A 12,521-nucleotide genomic window follows, 5' to 3' on the forward strand; every position below is an offset into this window, starting at 1 on the left:
CCCACTGCGACGAGCACCAGATGACGCCGCCGCCGTCGGTGGGACGGATCGGCTCGATCACCTGCTGGCGACTACGGATCAGTCGGCATAGAGCGCGGCCTCCGCCACCAGCGCCGCCAGCACCACCTGGACCGCCCGCCGGGCCGCCCGGTCGGGCCGCATCAGGACCTCGAGATGCCGGCCCGCGCGGATGTCGGTCAGCGGCACCAGCGCGATCTTGCCGGCGGCGTGCTCCACCGTGGTGTGCCGGGGCAGCAGCGCGATCCCATGGCCCCGGGCCACCAGCTTCTCCATCAGCGGCAGATGGGTGGACCGACGCACCACCCGGACAGGCGACCCGGCCCGCGCGGCGATGGCACTCAGCGCCCGGTCGATCGGGAAGTCCGCCGGCGGCGCTATCCAGTCCTCGGTGATCACGTCCGATGGCGACAGGCTGGCCCGACCGGCGAGCGGATGGTCCAGCGGGAGAGCGACGTCGAGCGGCTCCCGCAGCAGCGGCACCACCTCCAGCCCGGAGCGGTCAGGCACCTCGCGGTCGTCGGAGCGGTGCGCCACCACCAGGTCGTGGTCCACCGTCAGCGCGGCGAACCCGTCCTGGGCCACATCCTGGTCGATCGTCTCCAGCGTGATGGCCGGGTGGGCGGCCAACCGGTCCAGCACGCCGGGCAGCAGCAGCTCGGCCGCGGAGAAGAACAGCGCCAACCGTACGTTGCCGCCCACCTCGCCGAGATAGGCCTGCCAGGCCGCCTCCGCCTCGGCGATGGCCGTGGCGATCCCGCGCGAGCTCGCCACCAGCGCCAGCCCGGCGTCGGTCAGCTGCACCCCGCGACCCACCCGCTCGACCAGCGTGACGCCGACCTCGCGCTGCAGCAGCTTCAGTTGCTGCGACACCGCACTCGGCGTCCGCCCGGTCGCGTACGCCACCTCGGTGACACTGCCCCGATCAGCCAGCTCGCGCAGCACCGCCAGATGCTCGACATCCATGTAGGGAGGCTACATCGATCATGAAGGTCTATTCGCTGGTGCTTCAGTGCCAACTCGGGCCACGATGGACCCGTGCCCCTCCGCGACCGCCTTCTCGCTCTCATCGTCGCCGTCTGCTGGGGCATCAACTTCCCCGCCACGGCGCTCGCGCTGGAGCACTTCCCGCCGCTGTTCCTGGTCGCGCTGCGCTTCGCCCTGGTCGCCGTCCCGACGTTGCTGCTCGTCCCCCGCCCGCAGGTGCCGCTCCGCTGGCTGCTCGGCACCGGCCTCGGCCTCGGCGTGCTGCAGTTCGCCTTCCTCTACGTCGGGATGGCGGCCGGCATGCCGAGCGGACTGGCCTCGCTGGTGCTGCAGGCCTCCGCCCCGTTCACCGTCCTGCTTGCCGGCATCTGGCTGCGCGAGCGGCTCACCCGGCAGCAGCTGATCGGGATCGGCATCGCGGTGCTCGGCCTGATCGTGATCGCCGTCCACCGGGCCCAGGTCGCCGCCCTGCTGCCGGTCGTCCTCACCCTGTGCGGGGCGCTGGGCTGGGCCATCGGCAACGTCTGCAGCCGCAAGGCCGCCGCCCCGAAGCCGCTGCACCTCACCTTGTGGATGTCGGTGGTGCCACCGATCCCGATGCTGATCCTCAGCCTGGCCCTCGAGGGACCCCGCGCCATCGGCCACTCACTGGCCACCGCATTCACCGTCGACGCCCTGCCGGCGGTCCTCGGCCTGCTCTACGTGGTGGTCATCGCCACCCTGGTCGGCTACGGCCTGTGGAACACGCTGCTGTCGCGGCACCCGTCCAACCAGGTGGCACCGTTCTCGATGCTGGTCCCGGTGGTCGGCGTGCTGGCTTCCTGGGTGGCGTTCGGGGAGCTGATCGACACCGTCGAGCTGGCAGCCGGGATCGCCGTGGTGGCCGGGGTGCTGTTCGCCTCCGCTCCGCGACGCCGCCGTACCGCCGAGGGAGATCCGGTCGCCGAGGTGATCCCGGAGGTCACCCGGTCAGCACCCTGACCGCCTACAGCCGGGCTGCGACCTCGGCGGCGGCCCGCAGCACCGCCCGCTGGGTCCGCGGCGCCAGCGCGGCGAAGCGCAGATGCGTGGCCCGCAGCGCCTGGTCGTACGGCACCGTCAGCGCGGTCCGGCCCACTCCGCTGAACCCTTCCGCAATCTTGGTCGCCAGCGCCTCCTCCTTGTCCGCCTGGGACACCACCACCACGGCCTTGGCCGCCAGCTGCGCCGACCGCTCGTCCCGCTGGGCCAGGGCGTCCAGCAGCAGCCGCCCGGCCTCGGCGTGGTCGGGCCGGGTGGTGGTGGCCACCACGATCTGGTCGGCGTGGTCCATCATCCGCAGCCAGTTCGGGGCGCTCTCGTCGTTGCCGGAGTCAACGATGATCAGCCGGTAGTACTTGCTGATCACCCGGTGGACTGCGTCGAAGGAGTCGGCGGTGAGCCGCTGCTGCTGGGCCAGCAGGGCAGGGTTGGAGCGGAGTACGTCGAACTTGTCCTCCCGCTGGTGATGGACGAATTCGGCCAGCTGACCCACCTGCGCAGCCGGCTGCATCAGCTCCTCCGCATGCGGCAGCAGGTCCTGGAAGTGGGCCAGGTGCGTGGCCTGCTCGGTCCGCCAACCGAGGGTGCCGCGGGTCTCGTTGTTGTCCCAGGCAAGCACGCCCGACCCGCCGTGGCGGGCGAACACCGCGCTCAGCAGCACGGTGAGCGGCGTCTTGCCGGCCCCGCCCTTGCCGTTGACCACGGCGATGGTCCGCGGCCCCGGCCAGTGCGCGCTGACCGCGGACACGTCCGCCCGCTCAGCCCGCTCCGCCTCGCTCGGGGCGGTGCGGATGCCGACCTTGGTCAGCAGCCCTCGAAACCCCACCGCGGCGGGATCTTCGGCATCGGGACCGCCGAGGAAGGACGCTGACGCCGGGAGCTCCCACCCCGGAACGGCAGCGGATCCGCTCGCCCGGTCGGCAGGGGCAACGACGGGCGGCGCCGCGACCGGCAGACCGGCCGGCGGGGTCTCGATGCCAGCGGCCGGGCGAGGCTGCGGCATCGGTGCGGAGCGACCGGGTGCGGTGTCCGGCGATCGCGGGACGTGGGTCGGCTGCTGGTCGGGCTCCCCCGCCCCGACCGGTGCTGCGCTCGGCCCCGACGTCGGCAACGGCGTACCGCCGAACGGGTTCAACCACGTCTGAGGCTGCTGCGGTCTCGGGGCCGGGGTCGGCTGGTGGCGCGCGACCTCAGGCGGCGACGGTGCCCACGAGACCGCCTCCTGCTGCTGCGGCGGGATCGGAGCGGGCGCCCAGGCTCCCGTCGGCGCCGACCCGCCACCCTTGCGGCGGCGGGATCGTGACGCCGGCGGTTCCGCCGGCAGCTCCCAGCTGAAGCCGGGCGCCGGATCGGGGTCTGGAGTCGGGCGGTGGCCGCCCTGAGGCGCCATCGGGGTCTGCGGAGCGTACGGCTCGCCGGCGGGCGCCGCCGAGCCGGGGAACGGCCCCGGATACCTCGACCGGTCAGCGGACGGGGGTGGCTGGAACGGGAATGACTGCGGAGACTGGGCGGGCGGGAGCCGCAACGACTGCTGGAACGCCTCCATGCTCACCGGGCTGCCGGACTGCGGCTCCGGCGCCGGTCCGGGCCGGCCTCCTCCCGGTGCCCAGCCGGCATCCGCCTCGGCCTGAGCCCGGTCGGCCGCCGCCTGCGCTGCGGTGATCTGCTCCACATCCGAGGCATGGCCATCGGGGTGGACGACGAGCCGGGTGGTGCCGTGGTCGTCCTCGGCCAAGGCGCGGACCGGCCGGTTCAGCTCGGCGCAGACCGTCCGGGCCACCGCGTGCACAGCCACCTGGTGGGGGTCGGTCGAACCGTCGTGCTCGATCCGCTGACCGTTGACGCTGACGTCGGTCCCTCGGATGGTGAGCAGCACGATCGGGAACGGTGCCACCTTGACCACTGCCTGCTTTGCCATGTCTTCTCGTCTCCTCGTCTAGCCGGTGCGGACCTCGCCGACCCGCCAGCCGGCGGTGGCGTGGGCGCGGTGCAACGTGACATATGCGACGAGCTCACGGGGCGTCTGGCTCCATCCGCCGCGACCTCGTGGTGTGACGGTGACCACGCGGGCCCGATACCCGGTGGTCGCGGTGTCCTTCGGCTGCCCCTGCTCGTAGGACCTGGCGGCCTTGACCTCGGTATAGCCGTCGTGCGCCGCCAAGTCGGTCCAGTCGGCGCCGCCACCGCCGGGCATCGGTTGCCGCACCGCCGCCGCATAGTCCGCGGTCAGCCACCGCATCGCGCGCCGTGAGCCGTCCATCGGACTGCGATCGATCCGGGTGTCTGTGGTCCAGATGGTCGTGACGACGGCATCGGTGACCGCGTCGAGACTGCGCTCGTCCACCCGGCGCGGGTCGACCACCCCGCCGCGCGGCGTACCGGACTTGCCCGCCGGCACCGGCTCGGCCGACCCGGGTCCCGTCGAAGGGGACGAGACCGACGGGGACGAGGCCGACGAGGCCGACGGGGACGAGGGCGACGAGGACGACGGCGACGAGGACGACGGCGACGAGGACGGCGGGCTGGTGAACGGCGTGGCCGATGGACCGGCCGGGCCCTGTGCAGCGGGTTGCGCCGACTCCTGGGAGCAGCCGACCGCAGCGAGGACGACGGCGACGAGCACCAGCCCGAGCCTGCTCACCCGTGGAACCGTTTGACCGACCACGTCATCGCCTCCCAATAGCTGTTGCCGCGCACGGTGGCGATCTCCACGGTCTTGCCCGGTCGGGGCGCGTGGATCATCTTGCCGTCGCCGATGTAGATGCCGATGTGTTGATAGTTCGCGCCGCCGCTGTCGGAGAAACCGATGATGTCGCCCGGACGCAGCCGCGAGAAGTCGCGCTGGATGGTGCGGCCGCGCGAGTCGCGCGCCTGCTGGTCGGCGGTGCGCGGCAGGGTGATCCCCGCCCCGGTGTGGACGGCGTACTGGACCAGACCGGAGCAGTCGAAGCCACCACCGCTGGGTCCGTTGGTGCCGCCGCCACCCCAGACGTACGGGGTGCCGAGATAGCGCCGGGCGGCGTCGACGATCCCGCCCTGGCCGCCCCCGTCGTCGCCGGAGGGCAGCTGGTCGAACGGCACCGGGGAGTTCGGGTCGTTGCCGTGCTGGCGTAGGAAGGCCGCCGGGTCGATGGCCTTGTGCTGGTCGACGGCGTGCGGGTCGTTCTTGCGGATCTCCAGGTGCAGGTGCGGGCCGAACGTACGCCCGGTCATGCCGACCCGACCGATCTCGGTCGTCACCTGCACGGTGGCGCCTTGGCGAACACTCGTCGCACCGAGGTGGTTGTAGGTCGAGATGATGCCGTTGCCGTGGTCGATCACGACCCGAGTGCCGTAGTCACCGGCGCCACCCACCGCGGTGACGGTGCCACCGGACACGGCGTGCACCGTCGCACCGATCGGTGCCGCATAGTCCAGCCCGGTGTGGTAGCCGAGCGCCCAGCTGCCGACGTCGCCGAAACGTGCCGTCAGGGTGTAGCTCTTCAGCGGCTGCGCCCAGACCCCCGCCCCGTACGTCCCACCGGAGCTGGTGAACGCGGGGATCCGCGCCAGGATGCGGCGGACGTACTCCTGGGTCTCACTGAAAGGCGGCACGCCGCCGTACTTCACGACGTTGCCGGGACCGGCGTTGTAGCAGGCCAGCAACAGACTGAGCGGGTCGCCCTTGATCTGGCCGAGCGCCAGCTTCTCCGCGACGAAGGCGGCCAGGCTGCACATGTAGTCGGCCTGGCTGCCGATGGCGTCTTGGGCGTTGAAGACGTCCGCCCGCCCGTCGCCGCTGTAGTCCTTGCCCCACGTCGCCCAGGTGCCGGGCATGAACTGGGCGATCCCCTGCGCGCCCGCCGGCGACTGCGCATTCGGATTCCAGCCCGACTCCTGCTCGATCTGCGCCGCGAGCACCGGACCGGTCACCTCAGGACAACGCGTCGCTGCCTCGAGCAGGTACGGCAGATATTCCGCCGGCACGGCGGCCTCGTTCAATCCGGTGCCCGAACCGCTGCCGCTGTCGGGCAGGTCGCGCGCGCCCGACATGGCCATGATCATCAGTAGCGGGAGACCGATCATGATCAAGAACGGGACCAGGATCACGGCGGCGCCGGCCAGCAGCCCACTGCTGTTGGTGCCGCCGTCGTCGCTCATCTACACCACCGGTCGGGTCAGGGAACAGCTCGGGGATACGCCACCGCGGACGGCAGACCCGTACCAGGGTAGGGATCGAGCGGTTCACCTCATCCGGAGCAATTGCTTTCATGATCAAGCGAAAGGAGCAGTCCAGGGTTGGCCCGGAAGTGACACCCAGTCGACTTACTGTCGTTTCTCGGACGTCGACCGCCCCTCGGGGCCAGAGCCGGAAGGGACCCGCCGTGGCTCGAGACCAAGCCCCTCCACCGTCCCCGTGGGCAGTGGCATCCATGGGCGCGACCGAGGTGGCGCAGCAGCAGCTGCTTGCTCCGCCACCGGCCGAGGCGCTGCCCGAGGTGATCGGCGCCCCACCCGTCACCGGTCCGCTGCTGCCCACCACCGACCAGCCCTGTCCCACCCGGCAGCCGTTCGGTTGGCTCGGGGCCCATGGCGGCGCCGGAGCCACGTCCCTGGCGCGGCACAGCCAGGTCGGCGCCGACCTCGGCGGCGCCTGGCCCGACCCGGCGCTCGGCTGGCCGCGCAGCGTGGCGCTGGTCTGCCGTTCGAACGCCACCGGCTTCCGCGCCGCCGGGCGAGCCCTGCACGAGTGGGCTTCCGGCGCCCGGCTCGGGCTCGACGTTGTGGCCCTGGTGGTGGTGGCGGACTGCCCCGCCAAGCTCACCAAGAACCTCAAGCTGCGCCTGCACGAGCTCTCGGGAGCGGCACCCACCGTGCTGCACATCCCCTGGATCCCGGCTTGGCGCGAGACACCCGAGACGGCACACCCGGCCGTCTTCAAGACCGGGGCCAGTGTGCTGGCCCTGACAACGAAGGAGAACTGAGATGGTCGACAAGCTGCTCGCCCTGCCGTACCGGCTCTGGATGCCGCTGCTGCAGATCCCCAACCCCGGTGGCGGCAACGCCCCGGAGGCCGTCCAGCGGAAGGTCAACACCGCGCTGTCCTTCGGCATGTACGTCGTCGGCGCGGCCTGCGTCGCCGGTCTCTTGGTGTGCGCCGGCCTGATGGCCCTGGCCTACCGCCGCGGCGAGTTCGGTGAGAAGGCCTCGATGCTCGGCGGCGTCGCTACCGCCTGCATCCTGGCCGGCTCCGCCGCGTCGCTGGTCGGCTTCTTCATGGGCTGAGCCGGACACGTCCCCCCGCCCCCTCCCGGAAAGGCACCCGCGCCCGATGGCTGCACCTTCGGACTCACCCCGACCCTTCCTCGCCCAGCCCCGCACGATCCTCGCTGGGCTGGTCCTGGTCGCCGTGCTGGTCGCCGCCGTGGTGGTCGTGGTCGGTCGGGGCGGCGACCGGGCCGACCTACCTCCGGCCACCACCTCACCCCCCACTATGGCTAGCCCAGTTCCGGCCAGCCCCACTCCGGCCAGCCCGACTCCGGTCAGCCCGTCCGCGCCCGCAACTCCACCTCCACCGCCTACCACTCCGGCCCCGCCGAACGCCCCACCGACCTCCGCGTCGACCCCGGGGACCGTCGGCTATTCGTCGTCGTGCGGGTTGCGGGGCGGCACCAACGAGCTGCCGGCCACGGCGCCGACCGACATTCAGTGGCAGAGCGTGAACGGTTGGTCCTATCCGGTCTCGCCCGCGTACGGGCCCGGCCGGCGGACCGAGACGGGGCCGTGGTCGTGCTACGCCCGGACACCGTCCGGGGCGCTGATCGCGGCGTACACGATCGCGCTGCGGGTCGACGGCCTGGCGGAGGACTTCGAGACCGTGGTCCGGGAGCAGACAGTGCCCGGCGTCGGGCAGACCACCCGGCTGGCCGAAGGGCCGCAAGAGCCACCGACCACCCCGGTCACGCCCAAGGGTTTCGTGGTCGACCGCTACACCAACGACGAGGCGACCGTGACCCTCTTTCTCGGGGCCGGTCAGACCGACGTGACCTGCTCGTTCGCGGTGCTCTGGAGCGAGGGCGACTGGAAGCTGCGGCTGCAGCCCAACGGGCAGACGCCGTCCGGCTGCATCCAGGGTCCACCCAGCCAGTACGTCCCGTGGGGGGCCTGAGCCATGGGTTGCGGCGTCACCGACCCGGTCGCCTGCGTCACGGAGGCGGTCAACAACACCATCGGTGGACTCGGCTCGGCCGTGCTCGAGGCCTTGGCCAGCGCTTTCAAGGAAGGTGCCGAGTGGGCGATCGAGAACCTGAGCACCGCCTGGCTGAAGGCGCCGTCACCCGACGTCGACTCATCGGCCTCGGTCACCGGGTGGGTCTCTGACCACCTGCATTTCATCGTGTTGTCGGTGATGGTGTTCTCGATCTTCGTCGCCGCCTATCGGATCGCCACCACGGGCAACTTCAGCCACTTCCGAGAGCTGAGCGAGGCGATCGTGAGGGTGGTGCTGGCGTCGAGCGCGGCGGGCTTCTTGATCATGTTGGGTGTCGAGGCCGGGGATGCCTTCTCCGAGTGGGTTCTCGATGAGGCGGACCTGGACTTCTCCCAGACGGTGGTGTTCGCAGCGGTCGCCAACCCCGGCATCGTGCTGATCCTCGCCTTCGTCGTGATCATCGCTCAGGTGATCCAGCTCGGACTGATGTTGATCCGCAACGGCATGATCATCATCCTGGCGGGGGTGCTGCCGCTGACCGCCGCCGCCAGCAACACCGGTTCCGGCAAGCAGCAGTGGAGCAAGGCCGTGGCCTGGACCATCGCCTTCGTGATCTACAAGCCGGTGGCCGCTCTGATCTACGCCGCGTCGTTCGAGATGGCCGGCTCGGAGCAGGACCTGGCCACCCAGCTGTCGGGCATCTTCATGATGGTGCTGGCCATCTTGGCTCTTCCTGCCCTGATGCGTTTTCTGGTCCCGGCGACCGCTGCGATGGCAGGCGGCAACGCCGGCGCGATGGCGGGACAGCTCACCGGGGCGATGGTGGGCGCTGTCGTGGCGACCGGTGCCATCGCGGCCACCGGCGGCGCCGCGGCGGCCGGTGGCGGTTTCGCCGGCTCAGGTGCTGCCAGTTCCCTCGGCTCGGCCGGTGGCGCCGCCGGAGCGGGTGGCGGGGCGGTCGGCGGTGCTAGCGGCGCCGGAGAGGCGGCCGGCGCCGCCTCCAGCGGTGGGGGCGGCACCTCGGCCGCCGTCGGTGGCGACCCGGCCGGCGGCACGGCAAGCCCCAGCGCCGTCGGCGATGGCTCCACCAGCTCCAGCCCCGGCGGTGGCGGCCCCGAAGGTGGGTCGGCCACCACGGCGCACTCCGGCGGATTGAGCTCCGAGGGTGGCGGATCGAGCGGTGGTGGATCCGGTGGTGGTGGCTCGGGCAGCGCTGGGTCGGGCAGCAGCGCCTCGGGCGCCGACGGCGGCGGTCGGAACCCCGACGTGTGGATGGCCGTCGGACGCGGAGCGGCCGTGGCCACCAGGGTCAGCGACAGCGCCTCGGGCGCCGTAGGAGATGAATCATGACGACCACCGCGATTGAACGCCCGACCTACGGCAACTGGGTCGAGCAGCGCTCCCCCGGCATCGGCGGCTTCGGTCTGGCCGGCACCGTGCTGATGCTGACCGGCCTCCTCGTCGGCCTGCTCGCCATGATGATCGGCGGGCCACTGGAGGGCCTGGTCACCGTGGGGATCTTCGGCGTCCTCTTCACCGCCGTAGCCACGCCCGTCGGCCACTCCCTCGCCGCCCGGATCGCCTGGGCCCGGCAGGTCCGCAACCGTGAACATCAATGGAGGTCTGGCGTGTTCAGCTTCAACTCCGACCCCAGCATCCGGCTCCCCGGGATGCTCGGCCGCACCACCTTGAAGTCGAAGGACGACGCCTTCGGCAACCCCTTCGTCGTGATCAAGAACCCGAGGGCGGGTGGCCTCTACACCATCGTCGCCCGCTGCCTGGCCGAAGGTCCCGGTCTCCAGGACCAGGAACGGCTGAACATGTGGGTCGCCGGCTACGGCGGCGTGCTCGCCAGCATCGGGCAGGAGCAGGGACTGGTCTGCGCCAAGTCGATCGTGGACACGGCACCGGATCCGGGCGGGCGGCTCGGGGCCATGGTCCACGCCACCCGGGTGCCGAACAGCCCGGACATCGCCCGGGCGGTGATGGACGAGTGCGTGGCGACCTTCCCGGTCGCCTCCAGCGAGAACGTCACCTACGTGGAGCTGACCTATCGGGGCCGGAGCCTGTCCAAGCGGGGTCGGGAGGAAGACATCTTGGCCGAGCTGGCCCGCAAGGTGCCGTCGCTGCTCGGCCAGCTCCAGGCCGCCGGCGGCGGTGCGGTCGACATGGTGACCATGTCCGAGCTGCCCAAGATCGTCCGGGCGGCGTACGACCCCGCCGCTCAGCGCTACCTCGAGCAGGCCGAGCTGGCCGGTCTCGACGAGGACGTCGAGTGGGGCGACGCCGGCCCGGTCGCCGACCAGGCGGCGTGGGACCACTACCGCCACGACTCCGGGATCTCCATCACCTGGGAGATGACCCGGCCGCCTCGGGCGGCGGTGAAGGAGCTGGCGCTCGCCGGCGTGCTGCGTCCGCACCGCGACTTCGTCCGCAAGCGGGTCGCTCTGATCTATCGACCGCACACGCCGGAGGAGAGCGCCAAGGTGTCTGAGAGCGATGCGCAGACCGCGACCTTCGTGGCCAGCACCAGCAAGAAGAAGATCACCGCCGCCGCGTCGCTGGCGATGCGGGCCACCGAGCAGGCCCGCCAGGAGGTGGCCTCCGGTGCCGCGCTGGTCCGCTTCTCCATCCTGGTGACCGCCACGGTGACCAAGGAGGACGACCTGGTCCAGGCCGCCTCCACCATCGAGAGCCGGGCCGGCGCCATCCCGCTGCGGGTGCGCCGTTCCTACGGCTCGCAGGCGTCTGCCTTCGCCACCACCCTGCCTGTCGGCTTCGTCCCGTGGGAGCACACCGTCATTCCCGCCAAGGTCAGGGAGCTGGTCTGAGCATGCGCAACCCGATGGGCCCCCGTGGCTTCAAGGGCGCCGGCGGCGGATCCTGGAACCTGCTGCCGACCCCCAGCTCCTACCGCGGCACCTCGGTCCAGGTGTGCGGCCTGTGGCCCTACTCCGGCGGCTCCGCCCGTCCGGTGGTCGGCGTACCGATCGGCCAGGACATCGAGACCGAGGCCACGGTGTGCTGCGACCCGATCTCCTGGTTCAACGCCGGACTCGCCTCGAACCCGTCAATGATGATCTTCGGCATGCCGGGTCTGGGGAAGTCGTCGTTCGCCGTCCGTCAGATCCTCGGCCTGGCCGACCAGGGTGTTGTGCCGCTGGTGCTCGGCGACCTCAAGCCCGACTACGTGGACGTCATCCGAGCGCTCGGCGGCCAGGTGATGCGGTTCGGCGAGGGCCAGCGGCTCAATGTGTTGGACCAGGGCGCGATGGCCGAGGCGGCGGACCGGATCGGCGGCACCGACGGTGACGCCCTGCGGGAGCAGGCACTGCAGCGCTCGGTGATGATGGTCGTCACCCTGGTGCAGATCATGCGGCGCGACCGGCTGGCCGACTGGGAGGCCAACCTGATCTCGATGGCGGTCCGGATCCTCACCGACAAGCACCGTGCCAGCGGCAGCGAACCGCCCACCTTGCCGGACCTGTCCTACCTGCTGCAGCACCCCAGCCTGGAGATGCTCGACTCGGCCCTCGCCGACGACGACGCTGAATACCGCCAAGCCACGAAGCCGCTGAACCGCTCGATCAAGGCGCTCCTCGGCGGCGCCCTCGGGCGTACGTTCAGTGGCCAGACCACCGAACGGCTGCGGACCGACGCCACCGGCGTGTGCGTGGACATCTCCGGAGTGGAGCAGCTCGGCAACGACGTGCTGGCCGCGATCATGCTCGCCACCTGGTCCGAGGGGTTCGCCTCGGTCGAGGCCGCGAACGCGCTGTCCGACGCCGGGTTGCAGCCGCAGCGGCACTACCTGGTGATCATGGACGAGATGTGGCGACCGCTGCGGATCGAGGGCGCTGGGCTGGTCGACAAGTTGGACGGCATCACCCGGCTGAACCGGAGCCAGGGTGTCGGCAACATCTTCATCACCCACACCCTCAAGGACATGGAGTCGATGTCGAACCAGGCCGACACCTGGAAGGCCCGCGGTTTCGTCGAGCGCTCCGGGATCGTCGTCACGGCCGGTCTGGCCAAGGACGACCTGCGCTCGCTCAGCGATGTGAAGCGGATGAGCGAGGTGGAGATCAACACGGTGGCGCGGTGGTCGACCCCGCCGGGTTGGCGGCAGAAGATGGTCACCGATCCGGTGACCGGTCACCTCCGACCGGCCCGTCCGCCGGGCTGCGGCAAGGTGCTGATCAAGCTCGGCGAACGCGCCGGCATCCAGACCGAGGTACGCCTCACCCAGGCGGAGCTCAACCTGCATGACACCAATGCCCGCTGGGTCCAGGCCGCGAGCTGAGGG

Annotated in this window: 12 protein-coding genes; 8 read left to right on the top strand and 4 right to left on the bottom strand. The window is 71.3% G+C overall.

The features are described from left to right. Positions 1-78: 78 nt before the first annotated feature. Complete coding sequence (locus tag AC1XX3_RS06025; RefSeq protein ID WP_483320156.1) at positions 79-984, bottom strand: LysR family transcriptional regulator; 906 nt, start codon at positions 982-984, stop codon at positions 79-81. Between the two features lie 72 nt (positions 985-1,056). On the opposite strand from AC1XX3_RS06025, the gene AC1XX3_RS06030 reads away from it, so the two are divergent. Continuing rightward, positions 1,057-1,986: an EamA family transporter gene (locus AC1XX3_RS06030; protein WP_483320157.1), complete on the top strand. Its 930-nt coding sequence runs from the start codon at positions 1,057-1,059 to the stop codon at positions 1,984-1,986. Positions 1,987-1,990: 4 nt separating this feature from the next. Here AC1XX3_RS06030 and AC1XX3_RS06035 read toward each other — a convergent pair whose 3' ends face one another. Then, positions 1,991-3,943 carry a MinD/ParA family ATP-binding protein gene (locus tag AC1XX3_RS06035; RefSeq protein ID WP_483320158.1) on the bottom strand — a complete coding sequence of 651 codons (1,953 nt, stop codon included), beginning with the start codon at positions 3,941-3,943 and terminating at the stop codon, positions 1,991-1,993. A gap of 18 nt (positions 3,944-3,961) precedes the next feature. Next, positions 3,962-4,369: a hypothetical protein gene (locus AC1XX3_RS06040; protein ID WP_483320159.1), complete on the bottom strand. Its 408-nt coding sequence runs from the start codon at positions 4,367-4,369 to the stop codon at positions 3,962-3,964. On the opposite strand from AC1XX3_RS06040, the gene AC1XX3_RS06045 reads away from it, so the two are divergent. Further along, on the top strand, positions 4,341-4,682 hold the full coding sequence (locus AC1XX3_RS06045; protein ID WP_483320160.1) for a hypothetical protein: 342 nt from the start codon (positions 4,341-4,343) through the stop codon (positions 4,680-4,682). The genes AC1XX3_RS06040 and AC1XX3_RS06045 overlap by 29 nt on opposite strands. On the opposite strand, the gene AC1XX3_RS06050 is transcribed toward AC1XX3_RS06045, so the two are convergent. Then, the gene (locus AC1XX3_RS06050) at positions 4,663-6,165 is read right to left on the bottom strand and encodes a peptidoglycan DD-metalloendopeptidase family protein (RefSeq protein ID WP_483320161.1); all 1,503 of its coding nucleotides are present in this window, start codon (positions 6,163-6,165) and stop codon (positions 4,663-4,665) included. The two genes, AC1XX3_RS06045 and AC1XX3_RS06050, sit on opposite strands and share 20 nt — an antisense overlap. Before the next feature lie 272 nt (positions 6,166-6,437). On the opposite strand from AC1XX3_RS06050, the gene AC1XX3_RS06055 reads away from it, so the two are divergent. The 6 genes from AC1XX3_RS06055 to AC1XX3_RS06080 are packed head-to-tail and all read left to right on the top strand — an operon-like array spanning position 6,438 to position 12,518. Beyond that, positions 6,438-6,989: a DUF6668 family protein gene (locus AC1XX3_RS06055; RefSeq protein WP_483320162.1), complete on the top strand. Its 552-nt coding sequence runs from the start codon at positions 6,438-6,440 to the stop codon at positions 6,987-6,989. A 1-nt stretch (position 6,990) separates the two neighbouring features. After that, positions 6,991-7,290 (top strand): hypothetical protein, encoded by a 300-nt coding sequence (locus AC1XX3_RS06060; protein ID WP_483320163.1) that lies wholly within the window; start codon positions 6,991-6,993, stop codon positions 7,288-7,290. A gap of 46 nt (positions 7,291-7,336) precedes the next feature. Continuing rightward, a complete protein-coding gene (locus AC1XX3_RS06065; protein WP_483320164.1) occupies positions 7,337-8,173 on the top strand; it encodes a DUF8175 domain-containg protein in 837 nt (278 codons plus the stop codon). A gap of 3 nt (positions 8,174-8,176) precedes the next feature. Further along, positions 8,177-9,565 carry a hypothetical protein gene (locus AC1XX3_RS06070; RefSeq protein WP_483320165.1) on the top strand — a complete coding sequence of 463 codons (1,389 nt, stop codon included), beginning with the start codon at positions 8,177-8,179 and terminating at the stop codon, positions 9,563-9,565. Then, the gene (locus AC1XX3_RS06075) at positions 9,562-11,046 is read left to right on the top strand and encodes an SCO6880 family protein (protein ID WP_483320166.1); all 1,485 of its coding nucleotides are present in this window, start codon (positions 9,562-9,564) and stop codon (positions 11,044-11,046) included. The genes AC1XX3_RS06070 and AC1XX3_RS06075 overlap by 4 nt, the downstream gene beginning before the upstream one ends. 2 nt (positions 11,047-11,048) lie before the next feature. Next, positions 11,049-12,518, top strand: a complete 1,470-nt coding sequence (locus AC1XX3_RS06080) for an ATP/GTP-binding protein (RefSeq protein ID WP_483320167.1) — start codon at positions 11,049-11,051, stop codon at positions 12,516-12,518. The last annotated feature ends 3 nt before the right edge of the window (positions 12,519-12,521 follow it).

This window comes from Microlunatus sp. M237 (assembly GCF_056896895.1).

Coding starts and splice junctions, on each gene's coding strand:
- AC1XX3_RS06035 (WP_483320158.1), bottom strand. CDS start 3,943: ATGGCAAAGCAGGCAGTGGTCAAGGTGGCACCGTTCCCGATCGTGCTG.
- AC1XX3_RS06065 (WP_483320164.1), top strand. CDS start 7,337: ATGGCTGCACCTTCGGACTCACCCCGACCCTTCCTCGCCCAGCCCCGC.
- AC1XX3_RS06060 (WP_483320163.1), top strand. CDS start 6,991: ATGGTCGACAAGCTGCTCGCCCTGCCGTACCGGCTCTGGATGCCGCTG.
- AC1XX3_RS06025 (WP_483320156.1), bottom strand. CDS start 984: ATGGATGTCGAGCATCTGGCGGTGCTGCGCGAGCTGGCTGATCGGGGC.
- AC1XX3_RS06055 (WP_483320162.1), top strand. CDS start 6,438: ATGGGCGCGACCGAGGTGGCGCAGCAGCAGCTGCTTGCTCCGCCACCG.
- AC1XX3_RS06080 (WP_483320167.1), top strand. CDS start 11,049: ATGCGCAACCCGATGGGCCCCCGTGGCTTCAAGGGCGCCGGCGGCGGA.
- AC1XX3_RS06075 (WP_483320166.1), top strand. CDS start 9,562: ATGACGACCACCGCGATTGAACGCCCGACCTACGGCAACTGGGTCGAG.
- AC1XX3_RS06070 (WP_483320165.1), top strand. CDS start 8,177: ATGGGTTGCGGCGTCACCGACCCGGTCGCCTGCGTCACGGAGGCGGTC.
- AC1XX3_RS06050 (WP_483320161.1), bottom strand. CDS start 6,165: ATGAGCGACGACGGCGGCACCAACAGCAGTGGGCTGCTGGCCGGCGCC.